We start from the raw sequence: 13,455 nt of genomic DNA on the forward strand, positions 1-13,455 counted from the left end.
CGACCTTACCCAACGCGCCGCCCCTGCAGTCTTTGCGGGGGCGTTTTTTTGTGCTTCGTATTGCTTACAGACCGAGCGTAATCCCCCTAGGCCTGCGGCGGCCGGGTCTTGGCTTTTGCTCTTGAAGCCCGGATCTCACAGACGACGCCCAAGCCCCCTTCAGGAGGCCGAGTGGAATCACCGTGGAAGGGGTTGAGTGACATGGATGTCGCGAGAGCCGTGATGGGCCAGGGATGGCCCTTCGTCGGTGGGCCGCATCCGGTCGTGCCCCTGGAGCGGTGATGGAGCGAGGGAACCCCGGCGCAGCCGGGGCCGTATGAACGGGTGCCCTTCTCTTTGGTTACTTTCTCTTGGGCAAGCAAGAGCTACGAAGCGCAGCGAAGTAACAGCCGCAGGCTGGCCCGAAGGGTGAGCGCAGCGAATCAAGTGACTCGCCCGTAAGGGGCGAAACCCATCAGATCCAACAACGCGCCAATGGATAGTGCCAAGTCCCACGACGACAAAGTCCGGAAAAACGCCGTGAACCGCGAATGTCAGCCCAACGCAGCCAGCAGCTGCGCGCAATCCTGCGCATGCAGCTCGGTCAGCTCCGGCCAGGGGTTGTCCGGCAGGTTGACCAGCACGCCGCGCGCACCCGCAGCCTGGGCACATTCCAGGTCGAAGCGGTAGTCGCCGACCATCACCAGCTCCTGCGGCTTGACCGCCCAGCGCTCGGCCAGGTGCAGCAGTCCGCCCGGATGCGGTTTGGGCGGCGCCTCATCGCGGCCAAGGATATCGGCCGTGGCGAAGCAGTCATCCAGGCCGATGGCCTGCAGGGTCAGCAGAGCCAACGGATGGGCATTGCGGGTCAGGATACCGAGCTGGCAGCCGCGCTCGCACAGCGCGCGCACCAGGTCGATGGCGCCCGGCGCCGGGCGCGAGGCCACGGCCAGCTCGCGTTCGTGCTCCAGCAGCCAGGCATGCTTAGCCGCGGCCTCCTCTGCCGGCAGCGCGGCCAGGTGATGGAGGATGTCGTCTTCCTCAGGAATGCCCAGCGCCCGCTTGATTGCGGGGAAATCATGCACCGCCAGAGTCAGGGTGCCGTCCATGTCGAACACCCAGTGGCGCGCGTCGCGCAGTGTTCTCACTTCCAGTCCTCACGTACGCGGGTCAGACCTTCCTGCGCGGCCGAGGCCACCAGCTCGCCCTGGCGGTTGTAGATGCTGGCGCGGGAGAAGCCGCGGGCATTGCCGGCCCAGGGGCTGTCCATGGCGTACAGCAGCCAGTCGTCCATACGCAGGTTGCGGTGGAACCACAGCGAGTGGTCGAGGCTGGCCACCTGCATGAACTTCTGGAACACCGACACGCCGTGCGGCTGCATCGAGGTGGTCAGCAGGTTGAAGTCGCTGGCGTAGGCCAGCAGGTACTTGTGCAGCTGCGGGTCATCCGGCAGCTCGCCGGCGGCGCGGAACCAAACGTACTTGACCGGCTCGCAAGGCTGCGGGGCGAAGGGGTTGATCAGGGTGACCGGGCGGATCTCGATGGGCTTGTCGCTGATCGCACGCTCGCGCATGCGCTCGGGGATCATCGGCGCCACCATGCGCGCCAGATCGGTCTCCGACTTCAGGTCCTCGGGGCCTGGCACATCCGGCATCTCGCTCTGATGGTGAAAGCCTTCCTCGTCGTACTGGAACGAGGCACTGCAGAAGAAGATCGGCTTGCCCTTCTGCACCGCGACCACGCGGCGGGTGCTGAAGCTGCCGCCATCGCGGGTGCGCTCGACCTGATAGACCACCGGCAGGCTGGCATCGCCAGGGCGCAGGAAGTAGCCGTGCATGGAGTGCACGTGACGCGCCTCCTCGACGGTCTGGCTGGCGGCGGAAATGCATTGGCCAAGCACCTGGCCGCCGAACAGTTGGCGAAAACCGAGATCCTGGCTGCGGCCACGGAACAGGTTTTCCTCGATCTGCTCCAGGCTGAGCAGCGCCACCAGATCATCGAGAACCTGAGTCATGGGGTGTCATCTCCTTGCACGGGGTATACGCAATTGCGGGTAGGCCGGCAGCGACGTCAGGCGTTCATCCCAAACGGCGCGGCCAAGGGTGAAATGGTAAAGACTTTGCAGCCCGCTGTCGGCATCGCCGAGCAACTCGCGCAAGGGGTCGTCGAAGTAGCAACCGATGCCCGTACCGGAAAGCCCTGCCGCTTCGGCTTCGAGATAGAGCAACTGACCGATCTGGCCACACTCCCAGTAGAGCCTGGGATAGCGCCAGGCGCCATTGGCCAGGGCGCGCTCCACCCGCGCCAGCATGGCCAAGGCCACGCAGCCATCGGCGGCGATGTCCTGCCCGCAACTGAGAAAGCCCGCCAGACCACGGGCGTCACCTTCGAGCAGGCGGTACAGCGGCAGCCCGTCATCCACCCGCAGCCATTGGTAATCCTCGCGCAGTGGCTGCACGCCGTTGCCTGTGCGATCCAGCCAGTACAGCCCAGGCGCCAGACCCTGCACGCGGTGGACGAACAGCAGCAGGTCGATCTCGTTCGGCTCTCCGTTCACGGCGAAGGGCACCGGCGACTGCTGCGGCATCAGCCGGCGCAGCCAGGCCAGCAGCAGGTCAGCCTGGATGCCGCTGCGGCCGTCCATGGCCTGCGCACTGCGTCGGCGATGCAGGATTGGCCGCAGTGGCAGGCCGGGGTTGTCGGCCCGTGCGTTGGCCGCATCCAGACTCCAGACCGCGCGAGGACGTGCCGGCGCGCGGCACAGCCCATGCACCCGCTGCAGCTGCGGCCAGTGGCGATACTCGCGCGACAGACGATTGGGCGCCCCAACCCGCTCGAGCTGCGCCAACCCGTTCAGCAGGGCTTCGGGCAGCGCGAACTCCATCGCCTGCGCCGGGCCGATCCACAGCAGGCAGTCGCCGTGTTCGGCCTCATGAAAGTCGTCTCCTTCCAGTCCCAGCAGGCCGTCCAGACGCGCTTCGGCGACGCCGTGCAGCATGCGCACCTGCCAACCCTGCACGCTGGCGGCGATGGCCAGCGCCGCCAGGGCATGCCCCAGGTCGTGCTGGCAATAACGATAAGCCCGCTCGCCGTACTTCCAGGCCTCGCGCCAGGCGATGCTGCTCAACCCCAGGAGAAAACCACCGGGCGGCAAACTGTCGGCAAGCTGCCGGCCAAGCGGCGCGGGCAGCTCGCTGCGCACCTCCAGCGCATGGACATCCGCGGCATAGTGGGCCAGCACAGCGAACTCATCCACGGCACCTGGCGGCAACAGCAGATAGGCCTCGGTCGGGTGCAGGTTGCCGGATGACGGATTGACCCGCAGCGCCCAGCGATTGCCGCCGGCTTCCTTCCAGGCGGAAATGGCCAGGCTGTCGTACAGCAATTGCGAGACGCAGGCGCGATCCAGCGGCGCAGACGGTGTCTGCGGCCCGGCAAAGGCCGTGTCGTAGCCCGGCCCCTCCTCCAGCGGGCGGTGGTACAGCTCGATCAGCCGCGCCCCCGCATAGCGGCGAAACGGCGCCGGCTGGGTCGCCCAGTCCAGCTGCCCCGGCCCCGGCGCGAAGCGTTCCGGCGCGTGCTTGCTGAGCTGGTGATAGGCGAGCACATCCTTCATCGTCCGGCCTCCCACTGCTCGCGACGAATGCGGTGGAGCACATGCAGTTGCAGCGGATGACCGTCCGGCAGTCGCGGGTGGAGAAAATCGCCGGCCTCGTCGCGCTGCATGCCGATGCTGCGCATCACCGCCTGCGACGGCAGATTGGCCGGCCCGGTAAAGCTCACCACTTCGTCCAGCCCAAGCTGCTCGAAGGCCACGGCCAACGCAGCGCGCGCTGCCTCGCCGGCATAGCCCTGGCGCCAGTGCGCCCGCGCCAGACGCCAGCCGATTTCCACGGCCGGTACGAAAGGCGCCTCGAAGCCGACCTGCGCCAGGCCGGTGAAACCGATCAGCTCGCCGCTGTCGCGCCGCTGCAGTGCCCAGAAGGTGAAACCATGTTGCTCATGATGCGCACGCAAGCGCGCCAGCAGCTGTGCACTCTGTTCGGCGTCCAGTGGCGCGGGGAAATGGCGCATCACCTCGGCATCGGCATTCAGCGTGGCCAGCGCCGGCAGATCACTGTCGCGCCAGGCGCGCAGCAGCAGGCGTTCGGTGGAGGTTTCGATCAGGGGCATGGCAGTTGTCTCGATTGGCTGCGACCATAAGCCGTCAATTCGCTTGAGTCGTCATTGTATGCCGCTACCGCTGGTCTACCACGAGGATTACAGCCCGCCCTTCCCGGCCGGGCATCGTTTTCCCATGGAAAAATTCCGCCTGCTGCGCGATCACCTGGTCGATAGCGGCTTGACCACGGATGCAGAGCTGCAACGCCCGGAGCTGTGCCCGGCGGAGATTCTCGCCCTGGTTCACTGCCCTGATTACATCGCCCGCTACATGGCCGGCGAGCTGTCATACGAAGACCAGCGCCGCCTCGGCCTGCCCTGGAGCGATGCGCTGGCGCGGCGCACCGTGCGCGCCGTGGGCGGCTCGCTGCTGACTGCCGAACTGGCCCTGCAACATGGCCTGGCCTGCCACCTGGCGGGCGGCACGCACCATGCGCACTACGACTTTCCCTCCGGTTTCTGCATCTTCAACGACCTGGCGGTGATCGCCCGTTACCTGCTGGAAGCCGGTCGCGCGCACCGCGTGCTGATCTTCGACTGCGACGTGCACCAGGGCGACGGCACCGCGCGGCTGCTGGAGAACGAGCCGGATGCTGTCACCGTGTCGCTGCATTGCGAGCAGAACTTCCCGGCGCGCAAGGCCGAAAGCGACTGGGACATTCCCCTGCCGCGCGGCATGGGCGACGCCGATTACCTGAAGGTGGTGGACGACACCCTGAACTACCTGCTGCCCATCTATCAGCCGGACCTGGTGCTCTACGACGCCGGCGTCGACGTGCACAGGGACGACGCTCTGGGCTACCTGCAACTCACCGACGCCGGTCTGGCCGCCCGCGACGAAGCCGTGCTGCAGCACTGCCTGGGCCGCGACATTCCTGTACTCGGAGTGATTGGCGGCGGTTACTCGAAGGATCACGCCGCCCTCGCCCGCCGCCACGGTATCCTGCATCACAGCGCCGCAAGGGTGTGGGCGGCGCGAGGGTTGGGCTGAGGATCAGCCCAGCACCTTGTCCAACGCCTGCTCCAGCGTCTTCACCGTGCGCTCGACGTTGCCCAGCTTGTCCAGCCCAAACAGGCCGAGGCGGAAGGTCTGGAAGTCCGCCGGCTCGTCGCACTGCAGCGGCACGCCGGCAGCGATCTGCAGGCCGACGGCGGCGAACTTGGCGCCGGTCTTGATCTGCGCATCGTCGGTGTAGCAGACGACCACGCCAGGCGCCTCGAAGCCCTTGGCGGCGACGCTTCTGAAGCCGCGCGCCGCCAGCAGCGCACGCACCCGGTCGCCGAGTTCCTGCTGCTGCTCACGCACCTTGGCAAAGCCGATGGCCTTGGCCTCGAACATGGCGTCGCGGAAACGCGCCAGGGCATCGCTGGGCATGGTGGCGTGGTAGGCGTGGCCGCCCTGCTCGTAGGCCTGCATAATCTGCAGCCACTTCCTCAGGTCGCAGGCGAAGCTGGTGCTCTGGGTGGCTTCGACGCGCGCCTGGGCCGCTTCGCTGAGCATCACCAGGGCGCAGCAGGGCGAGGCACTCCAGCCCTTCTGCGGCGCGCTGATCAGTACGTCGACGCCACAGGCCTGCATGTCCACCCAGAGGGTGCCGGACGCGATGCAGTCGAGCACGAACAGGCCGCCGACGGCATGCACCGCATCGCTCACCGCGCGCAGGTAGTCGTCCGGCAGGATCATGCCCGAGGAGGTTTCCACGTGCGGAGCGAATACCACCTGCGGCTTCTGCTCGGCGATGCTGGCCAGCACTTCCTCCAGCGGTGCCGGGGCGAAGGCGGCCTGATGGCCTTCGGCGACCGGGCGCGCCTTGAGCACCTGGGCCTCGGCGGGAATGCGGCCCATGTCGAAGATCTGCGTCCAGCGGTAGCTGAACCAGCCGTTGCGCAGCACCAGGCACTTCTGCCCGGTCGCCAGCTGGCGCGCCACCGCCTCCATGCCATAGGTGCCGCTGCCCGGCACCACCGCCACGGCATGGGCGTTGTAGACCTGCTTGAGGGTGGCGGAGATATCGCGCATCACGCCCTGGAACGACTGCGACATATGGTTCAGCGAGCGGTCGGTGTAAACCACCGAATATTCGAGCAGGCCATCGGGATCGATGTCGGGGCAGATCTGGGACATAGCGGACTCCAGCCGAAAAGGTTCGAGCTGAACCTGCCCCAACCCGGGGCAAATGACAAGGCCGGGGAGCACTCGGGTAGAATGCGCAGCCTTTCTCCTGTCTGCTCATCGCCATGACTACTGCCGCTCAGCCCAATGCTCATCACGTCGCCATTATCGGCGGCGGCCCTGCCGGGCTGATGGCTGCCGAGGTGCTGGCGCAGGGTGGCGTGCGCGTGGAGCTGTTCGACGCCATGCCCTCGGTGGGGCGCAAGTTCCTGCTGGCCGGCGTTGGCGGCATGAACATCACCCATTCCGAGCCCAAGGACGCCTTTATCGGCCGCTACGGCGAACGCCAGGCCGAGGTCGCAAGACTGCTGCACGAGTTCGATGCCGATGCCCTGCGCGCCTGGATTCATGGCCTGGGCATCGACACCTTCGTCGGCACCTCCGGCCGCGTGTTCCCCACCGACATGAAGGCTGCGCCGCTGCTGCGCGCCTGGCTGCGCCGCCTGCGCGAGCTGGGCGTGACCATCCACACGCGCAGCCGCTGGCTGGGCTGGAACCAGGACGGCAGCCTGCGTATCGCCGGCGCAGACAGCGAACGCGCACTGGCCGCCAATGCCTGCCTGCTGGCTCTGGGCGGCGGCAGCTGGGCGCGACTGGGCTCCGACGGCGCCTGGGTGCCGCTTTTGCAGGCGCGCGGCATCGAGGTGGCGGCGCTGAAACCGAGCAACTGCGGCTTCGAAGTGGCTGGCTGGAGCGAATATCTCAGGGAGAAATTCGCCGGGGCGCCGCTGAAGAACGTCGCCTTGAGGCTGCCCGGCCAGGCGCCTCGCATCGGTGAATTCGTGCTGACCGCAGGCGGCATCGAAGGCAGCCTGGTGTACGCCTTTTCCGCCGATATCCGCCGCGCCATCGAGGCCGACGGCCAGGCCCTGATCCACCTCGACCTGCTGCCACAGATGCCGCTGGCCAAACTGCAGCAGGCACTGGCCAGGCCGCGCGGCAAGCATTCCATGGCCAAGCACCTGCACCGCCAGGCCGGCCTCGACGGCGTGAAAGCCGCCCTGCTGCGCGAGCTGGCCCCGGCCGAGGCCTTCACTGATCCCGCCGCGCTTGCTCCGTGGATCAAGGCGCTGCCCATCACCCTGCTGCGCACCCGCCCGCTGGACGAGGCGATCAGCAGCGCCGGCGGCGTGCCCTTCGAGGCTGTGGATGACGGCCTGATGCTCAAGGCGCTGCCCGGCGTGTTCTGCGCCGGTGAAATGCTCGACTGGGAAGCGCCCACCGGTGGCTATCTGCTCACCGCCTGCTTCGCCAGCGGGCGGGTGGCCGCGCAGGGCGTACTGAACTGGCTGCAGTAGCCCGGATGCAATCCGGGGAACATCGCGCCATGCCCCCTGATTGCATCCGGGGTACGGTTGAAAAAGCGCGCACAGCGCTGTGACACCGCTCGGCGTGCAGCTATGCTCTTTTCCAGCGCTCTCCCACACAGGTAATCCCCCGCCGTGATTCCGCTGCTGGTCTGCGACGACTCCAACATGGCGCGCAAGCAATTGATCCGCGCCCTGCCGGCTGAATGGTCGGTTTCCCTCAGCCAGGCGAGCAACGGCGAGGAGGCGCTGGCCCTGATTCGCCAGGGCTTGGGCCAGGTCATGCTGCTCGACCTGACCATGCCGGTACTCGACGGCTATCAGACCCTCGCGGCGCTGCGCGCCGAAGGGCTGAGCACCCAGGTGATCGTGGTCTCCGGTGACGTGCAGGAAGAAGCCGTGCGTCGCGTACGCGAACTGGGCGCCCTGGCGTTCATCAAGAAACCAGCCGACCCGGAAATCCTGCGCCAGACGCTGATCGAGCTGAAACTGTTCGACCCTCAGGGCACACCGGCCGCGCAGGCCCAGGCTGCGGCGCTGTCGGAGCTTAAGGTGAGCTTCCGTGATGCGCTGCGCGAGGTGAGCAACGTCGCCATGGGCCGCGCTGCCGCCCTGCTGGCCAAGGTGCTCGGGGTGTTCGTGCAGCTGCCGGTGCCGCAGGTCAATATCTTCGAGGTCAGCGAACTGCACATGACCCTGCTCGACGCCCAGCGCGGCGAGCGCTTCAGCGCCATCTGCCAGGGTTTCATCGGCGAGGCCATCGCCGGCGAGGCGCTGCTGCTGTTCCATGATTCGGAAGTGAACGACATGGCGCGCCTGCTCGGCTGGCAGCCGAAGAACGAAGCGCAAACCTCGGAGATGCTGCTGGACCTGGCCAGCATCCTGATCGGTGCCTGCCTTGCCGGCGTTGCCGAGCAACTCGACCTGCGTTTTTCCCAGGGCCACCCGCAGCTACTGGGCCAGCATGCCAGCCTCGACCAGCTCATCCAGGTCAACCGCCAGCGCTGGCGCAAGACCCTGGCCGTGGAGATCAGCTACAGCCTGGAGGGCCACGCCATCCATTTCGACCTGCTGCTGTTGTTCACCGAAGACTCGATCAAGCGCCTGACCGCCAAGATCGGCTACCTGATGGAGTAAGGCCATGCCCGCGCAGATCGATATCAAGGAAGTCCACTGGCTGCTCGACATCGTGCAATGCATCGATGTGGGCGTGGTGGTGCTCGACCGCCAGTACCGCGTCGAGGTGTGGAATGCCTTCATGGAGAACCATTCAGGGCTTGGCCCGGATCAGGTACAGGGCCGCTCGCTGTTCGAGCTGTTCCCCGACATCGACCGCTCGTGGCTGGAGCGCAAGGTGGAAAGCGTCGTGCAACTCGGCACCCGCGCCTTCAGCCTGTGGCAGCAGCGCCCCTACCTGATGCGCTTCAAGAGCTACCAGCCGATCACCGGCCAGGCCGATTTCATGTACCAGAACGTCACCCTGCTGCCACTGGCCGGCCAGCCGGTGGAGCATGTGTGTCTGGTGATCTACGACATGACGGCGGCGGCCGTGGCGGCGCAGACACAATCGACTAACTGATGCGCTCGTAGCCCGGATGCAATCCGGGGCCGATGCCAGATGCTCCCGGATTGCATCCGGGCTACGGTTCCGACGAAAAAGGGATTTACATGCTGCGCAGCGTTGAACTGAAAACCTTCGTCCCGGCGCGGGACTTCGAACTGAGCAAGGACTTCTACCAGGCCATGGGCTTCAAGCCCGGCTGGTCGGACGATCAGATGGCCTACTTCAGCCACGGCGAACACTGTGCGTTCCTGCTGCAGAACTTCTACGTCAAGGAGCAGGCAGAGAACTTCGTCATGCACCTGCTGGTGGAGGAAGTCGATAGCTGGTGGGCGCAGATTCAGGCTGCACGCCTGGACGAGCGTTTCGGCACGCGCCTGATCGCGCCGCAGGATCAGCCCTGGGGCATGCGCGAGTTCATGGCGTTCGACCCCAGCGGCGTGCTCTGGCGCATCGGCCAGAACAGCTGACTCGTCGCGGCTAAAGCCCCTCCCACATGCAACAAGCTGCGCCTGTGAGAATGAAGCTATTCACTTAGAGCTTTATGAGCTTGGCTCCGCTCTCCCATTTATTAGGGGCACGCCTGGTGGAGAGCAGTTGGGGAGAGGGCTGAAAACACCGCAAAACTGCCAGTTCCCCCCTCTCCCTAACCCTCTTCCAGAGGGCGAGGGGCCTGGTGGCGTTCGACCGTTTCCTGTGAGAGCGACATTACGCCTGTGGGAGGGGCTTTAGCCGCGAGCTTTTCCGATGACTACTTCTTGCCGCCCTTGGGCTTGCTGCCGAAGCTCGGCACCTTGCGTACTGCCTTGACCTTGGGCTTGGCGTCTTCTTCCTCGAACCAGCGGCCGAGGTGAATATTGCCTTTGCCAGCGGCCTTGCCCGCACCGGGGATCAGCTTCTGCTTAGGCTTCTTGGGTTTTTTCAGCACCTGGCCACCGACCGCAGTCAGCGGTACGCGGTGATCAGGAATGAAATCCGGTTCGTCGACACGCTTGATCAACTGCTGAGTCAGGTTCTCGATCGCTGCCAGTTGATCCACTTCGTCAGCGCAGACCAGGGAGATCGCCTCGCCCGTGCTGCCGGCGCGGCCGGTACGGCCAATGCGGTGCACGTAATCCTCGGCGTTGATCGGCAGGTCGAGATTGACCACCAGCGGCAGGTCGTCGATATCCAGCCCGCGCGCAGCCACATCGGTGGCCACCAGGATCTGCACCTCGCCGGCCTTGAAGCGCTCCAGCGCGCGCAGGCGGCTCGGCTGTGGCTTGTCGCCATGGATCGAGTCGGCGGACACGCCCATGGCCAGCAGTTCCTGTTCCAGCTGATCGACGCCCTTGCGGGTCTTGGCGAACACCAGCACCTGGCCCCAGCGCTTTTCCTGCAACAGATGCAGGAACAGCTCGCTCTTGCGCTTCTTGTCCACCGGGATCAGCCACTGTTTGACGGTCTTGGCTGCGGCGTTGCGCGGGCTGACTTCCACCGACAGCGGGTCGCGCAGCAGCTCGCCGGCCATCTGCCGGATGGCATCGGAGAAGGTGGCGGAGAACAGCAGGGTCTGGCGCTTTTTCGGCAGCGCGCTGAACAGCTCGTCCAATTCGCGGGCGAAGCCCAGGTCGAGCATGCGGTCGGCCTCATCCAGCACCAGGGTCTGCAGCTGGGAGAACTTCACCGCGTTCTGCCGGTACAGGTCGAGCAGACGGCCCGGCGTGGCCACCAGCACGTCGACGCCCTTGCGCAGCTTCATCATCTGCGGGTTGATGCTGACCCCGCCGTATACCGCATAGCTGGTCAGCGGCAGATTGCGGCCGTAGGCCTGGAAACTCTGCAGCACCTGCTCGGCCAGTTCACGGGTCGGGGTCAGCACCAGCGCACGCACCGAGTTGCTGGCCACCTGCGGGCCTTCCAGAGTCAGGCGCTGCAGCAGCGGCAGCGCGAAACCCGCGGTCTTGCCGGTGCCGGTCTGCGCCGCGGCCATCAGGTCGCGGCCCTTGAGCACGGCGGGGATGGCCTGGCTCTGCACCGGAGTCGGGGTCTGGTAATCGAGTTCGGCGAGAGTGCGCAGCAGCGGCTCGATCAAACCGAGGGAGGCGAAGGTCATGGGGCAACCGAATCGGAAAGGAAACAGGCGCGCAGTTTAACCTGTCCCTATATGTAGGAGCGGCTTCAGCCGCGAAAATCCTCGGCAAAACGCCGTAGGAGCGGCAGGGCAGCATTCCGCTTTAACCGCGACAAAAGCTCGCCGCTAAAGCGCCTCCCACAGAAACGAAAGACGTTGTAGCCCGGATGTAATCCGGGAACATGCGCCACTCTCCCCGGATTGCATCCGGGCTACCAACCCGCAGCAGCTTCAGCCGCAGCAATCCCCAACGCGCAAGAAAAACCGTGGGAGGGGCTTTAGCCGCGATAAAAGCTCGCGGCTAAAGCCGCTCCTACAAGGACGAGGCCAGCTCAGCAAGCGCTGGCCAGCAACGCCCGCACCTTGGCCGCCGAGAGGTTCTGCAGCTGGCAGAGAAAGGCATGATCGGCCTGGTACCGGCCATGGCGTTCGCGCAGCAGGCCGAACAGATGCAGGGTCAGGTTCGCCGCCATCTCGGCATCGGCCAGGGCGCGGTGAGCGCGGCCGGTATCCGGCAGGCCGGCCCAGGTGTTGAGGTTGCCCAGCTTGTGGCTCGGCGCCTCCGGCAGCAAACGCCGCGACAGCAGCAGGGAACAGGCGAACGGCTGCAAGCGACACCGACGCACCCGCGCCAGCTCGGCGTCCCAGAACTTCTGGTCGAAGGACGCGTTATGCGCCAGCAACGGCCTTTCGCCGATGAAGTCGGCCACCTCGTTCATCACCTGCTCCGACGGCGGCGCCTTGCGCAGCATGGCGTTGCTGATGCCGGTCAGCTGCTCGATGAACGGCGGCACCCAGGCGCCACTGTTCATCAGACTCTGGTAGCGGTCGACGATACGCCCGTCCTCGATGATCGCCACGCCGATCTCGGTGGCACGCGCCTTGGTCGGCGACACGCCGGTGGTTTCGAAGTCGATGACGGCGATGGATTCCACGTAAAACCTCGGAGCTTGTGAAGAAGTCGGCGCGAGCGGAGACCGGTCACGTTGGGGATGCGCACGACAGGCAGAGTGTATTGAACTGCATGAGCATTGCGAGCACAGCCGACGCGCGAGATGCGAACACCGTCGACTGACACGATCTCAGTGATTGCGCAGCAAAAGATCGCCTTCGATGGGCACGTACAGGCTGGCAGCCCGGATCAGCGACTGCGCCGTCAGCCCCGGCACACCGAAGGCGATGGCATCCAGGCCACGACTGCGCACGCGTTCGAGCAACAGGTCGAAATCACCGTCCCCGGAGGCCAGGACGATCTCGTCGACGCGCTCGGCGGCGTCGAGCACATCGATGGTGATGCCCACGTCCCAATCCCCTTTGGCCGAACCGTCGGCACGCTGGATATAGGGTTTGAGCTTCACGGTGAAACCCAGCTTGCGCAGAATTTGCTGGAACTGCTGCTGCTTGGCGTCACCACGGTCGATGGCGTAGGCATAGGCCTCGACGATCACGCCACGGCGACTGACCTCGGCCCACAGCACGCTGTAGTCGAAATGGCAGCCATGCACCTGGCGCACCGTGTAGTAGAGGTTCTGCACATCGGCGAATACGGCGATCTTCTTCACCGGGAGTCCTCGGGGGCAACGAAGGCGCCAGTATGCCAGAGCCGGCGCCATCCTGCGTCCAGGGCTGGCCGGGGCGCGACGCAGCCCCTATGCTTGCCGCCATGACGCCTCTAGAACGCCTCTGCCAGCGCAACCTCGACCTGCTCCAGCGCCTGCAAATCAGCCATCGCCTGGTCGAGCACGAAGCGGTGCTCGACTACCCCACCGCCCACGCCGTACGCCAGCGTTTCGGCCTGCGCGGTGTGGAGAGCAAGAGCCTGTTCCTGCGCATCGATGCGCAGCGCTACGCCATGCTGGTCACCCTCGAAGGCGCTCGCGCCGACTGGGCCAGACTCAAAGCGTTGCTCGGCAAGCGCCCGCGCATCGCCAGCGACGCGGAGCTGATCGAGCACACCGGCTGCGTGCCGATGTGCGCCTGCCCGTTCGGCCACGACGCCACCATCACCCTGCTGATCGACCGCGCGCTGCTGGCCTGCGACTTTCTGCTGTATTCGCCGGGCCCGCCGCAGCTGACCCTGGAAGTGCCCGGCGATGAACTGCCGCGCCTGCTCGCCGCGCAGCCCAATGCGCAGCTGGAGTACTCTTGATCCCATCCCGGC

At 65.9% G+C, this 13,455-nt stretch carries 14 protein-coding genes; 6 read left to right on the forward strand and 8 right to left on the reverse strand.

Annotated features, from left to right (window positions below; all coding sequences use genetic code 11):
- Nucleotides 1–533 precede the first annotated feature (533 nt).
- Genes GYB81_RS20245 through GYB81_RS20260 form a run of 4 tightly spaced genes read right to left on the reverse strand, consistent with a single transcriptional unit; the run spans nucleotide 534 to nucleotide 4,152 of the window.
- Nucleotides 534–1,127 (reverse strand): HAD family hydrolase, encoded by a 594-nt coding sequence (locus tag GYB81_RS20245; RefSeq protein ID WP_161867294.1) that lies wholly within the window; start codon nucleotides 1,125–1,127, stop codon nucleotides 534–536.
- On the reverse strand, nucleotides 1,124–1,993 hold the full coding sequence (gene tesB, locus GYB81_RS20250) for an acyl-CoA thioesterase II (protein WP_161867295.1): 870 nt from the start codon (nucleotides 1,991–1,993) through the stop codon (nucleotides 1,124–1,126). The genes GYB81_RS20245 and tesB overlap by 4 nt, the downstream gene beginning before the upstream one ends.
- Before the next feature lie 6 nt (nucleotides 1,994–1,999).
- Entirely contained in the window at nucleotides 2,000–3,595 is a 1,596-nt protein-coding gene (locus tag GYB81_RS20255; protein WP_161867296.1) for a SagB/ThcOx family dehydrogenase, read from the reverse strand.
- Nucleotides 3,592–4,152: a GNAT family N-acetyltransferase gene (locus GYB81_RS20260; RefSeq protein WP_161867297.1), complete on the reverse strand. Its 561-nt coding sequence runs from the start codon at nucleotides 4,150–4,152 to the stop codon at nucleotides 3,592–3,594. The genes GYB81_RS20255 and GYB81_RS20260 overlap by 4 nt, the downstream gene beginning before the upstream one ends.
- Before the next feature lie 58 nt (nucleotides 4,153–4,210).
- Here GYB81_RS20260 and GYB81_RS20265 point away from each other — a divergent pair, with 58 nt between their 5' ends.
- Complete coding sequence (locus GYB81_RS20265) at nucleotides 4,211–5,131, forward strand: histone deacetylase family protein (protein WP_161867298.1); 921 nt, start codon at nucleotides 4,211–4,213, stop codon at nucleotides 5,129–5,131.
- Between the two features lie 3 nt (nucleotides 5,132–5,134).
- Here GYB81_RS20265 and GYB81_RS20270 read toward each other — a convergent pair whose 3' ends face one another.
- Nucleotides 5,135–6,265, reverse strand: a complete 1,131-nt coding sequence (locus tag GYB81_RS20270) for an aminotransferase class V-fold PLP-dependent enzyme (RefSeq protein ID WP_161867299.1) — start codon at nucleotides 6,263–6,265, stop codon at nucleotides 5,135–5,137.
- A 113-nt stretch (nucleotides 6,266–6,378) separates the two neighbouring features.
- Between GYB81_RS20270 and GYB81_RS20275 the strand changes: the two genes are divergently transcribed.
- The 4 genes from GYB81_RS20275 to GYB81_RS20290 all read left to right on the forward strand — a co-directional run bounded on the left by GYB81_RS20275 (nucleotide 6,379) and on the right by GYB81_RS20290 (nucleotide 9,651).
- Complete coding sequence (locus tag GYB81_RS20275; RefSeq protein WP_161867300.1) at nucleotides 6,379–7,611, forward strand: TIGR03862 family flavoprotein; 1,233 nt, start codon at nucleotides 6,379–6,381, stop codon at nucleotides 7,609–7,611.
- 144 nt (nucleotides 7,612–7,755) lie between these two features.
- On the forward strand, nucleotides 7,756–8,757 hold the full coding sequence (locus GYB81_RS20280; RefSeq protein WP_161867301.1) for a response regulator: 1,002 nt from the start codon (nucleotides 7,756–7,758) through the stop codon (nucleotides 8,755–8,757).
- 4 nt (nucleotides 8,758–8,761) lie between these two features.
- Nucleotides 8,762–9,199, forward strand: coding sequence for a PAS domain-containing protein (locus GYB81_RS20285; protein WP_161867302.1), 438 nt, complete (start codon nucleotides 8,762–8,764; stop codon nucleotides 9,197–9,199).
- 89 nt (nucleotides 9,200–9,288) lie between these two features.
- Nucleotides 9,289–9,651 carry a VOC family protein gene (locus tag GYB81_RS20290; RefSeq protein ID WP_161867303.1) on the forward strand — a complete coding sequence of 121 codons (363 nt, stop codon included), beginning with the start codon at nucleotides 9,289–9,291 and terminating at the stop codon, nucleotides 9,649–9,651.
- Nucleotides 9,652–9,932: 281 nt separating this feature from the next.
- Here the strand turns inward: GYB81_RS20290 and rhlE1 are convergent, their stop codons facing one another.
- From rhlE1 to GYB81_RS20305, 3 genes are all read right to left on the reverse strand, one after another.
- Complete coding sequence (rhlE1, locus tag GYB81_RS20295) at nucleotides 9,933–11,276, reverse strand: RNA helicase RhlE1 (protein WP_161867304.1); 1,344 nt, start codon at nucleotides 11,274–11,276, stop codon at nucleotides 9,933–9,935.
- 350 nt (nucleotides 11,277–11,626) lie between these two features.
- The gene (locus GYB81_RS20300) at nucleotides 11,627–12,229 is read right to left on the reverse strand and encodes a 3'-5' exonuclease (RefSeq protein ID WP_161867305.1); all 603 of its coding nucleotides are present in this window, start codon (nucleotides 12,227–12,229) and stop codon (nucleotides 11,627–11,629) included.
- A 147-nt stretch (nucleotides 12,230–12,376) separates the two neighbouring features.
- Nucleotides 12,377–12,907 (reverse strand): LabA-like NYN domain-containing protein, encoded by a 531-nt coding sequence (locus tag GYB81_RS20305; protein ID WP_178101886.1) that lies wholly within the window; start codon nucleotides 12,905–12,907, stop codon nucleotides 12,377–12,379.
- A 50-nt stretch (nucleotides 12,908–12,957) separates the two neighbouring features.
- Between GYB81_RS20305 and GYB81_RS20310 the strand changes: the two genes are divergently transcribed.
- The gene (locus GYB81_RS20310) at nucleotides 12,958–13,443 is read left to right on the forward strand and encodes a YbaK/EbsC family protein (protein WP_178101887.1); all 486 of its coding nucleotides are present in this window, start codon (nucleotides 12,958–12,960) and stop codon (nucleotides 13,441–13,443) included.
- Nucleotides 13,444–13,455: the final 12 nt, after the last annotated feature.

It is taken from the genome of Pseudomonas yangonensis (assembly GCF_009932725.1).
In the GTDB taxonomy this organism is placed as follows: domain Bacteria; phylum Pseudomonadota; class Gammaproteobacteria; order Pseudomonadales; family Pseudomonadaceae; genus Aquipseudomonas; species Aquipseudomonas yangonensis.

Bases quoted from the DNA above. Each gene is read 5' to 3' on its own strand.
- GYB81_RS20285 (WP_161867302.1), top strand. From the start codon at position 8,762: ATGCCCGCGCAGATCGATATCAAGGAAGTCCACTGGCTGCTCGACATC.
- GYB81_RS20290 (WP_161867303.1), top strand. From the start codon at position 9,289: ATGCTGCGCAGCGTTGAACTGAAAACCTTCGTCCCGGCGCGGGACTTC.
- tesB (WP_161867295.1), bottom strand. From the start codon at position 1,993: ATGACTCAGGTTCTCGATGATCTGGTGGCGCTGCTCAGCCTGGAGCAG.
- GYB81_RS20265 (WP_161867298.1), top strand. From the start codon at position 4,211: ATGCCGCTACCGCTGGTCTACCACGAGGATTACAGCCCGCCCTTCCCG.
- GYB81_RS20270 (WP_161867299.1), bottom strand. From the start codon at position 6,265: ATGTCCCAGATCTGCCCCGACATCGATCCCGATGGCCTGCTCGAATAT.
- GYB81_RS20310 (WP_178101887.1), top strand. From the start codon at position 12,958: ATGACGCCTCTAGAACGCCTCTGCCAGCGCAACCTCGACCTGCTCCAG.
- GYB81_RS20275 (WP_161867300.1), top strand. From the start codon at position 6,379: ATGACTACTGCCGCTCAGCCCAATGCTCATCACGTCGCCATTATCGGC.
- GYB81_RS20305 (WP_178101886.1), bottom strand. From the start codon at position 12,907: ATGGCGCCGGCTCTGGCATACTGGCGCCTTCGTTGCCCCCGAGGACTC.
- rhlE1 (WP_161867304.1), bottom strand. From the start codon at position 11,276: ATGACCTTCGCCTCCCTCGGTTTGATCGAGCCGCTGCTGCGCACTCTC.
- GYB81_RS20255 (WP_161867296.1), bottom strand. From the start codon at position 3,595: ATGAAGGATGTGCTCGCCTATCACCAGCTCAGCAAGCACGCGCCGGAA.
- GYB81_RS20260 (WP_161867297.1), bottom strand. From the start codon at position 4,152: ATGCCCCTGATCGAAACCTCCACCGAACGCCTGCTGCTGCGCGCCTGG.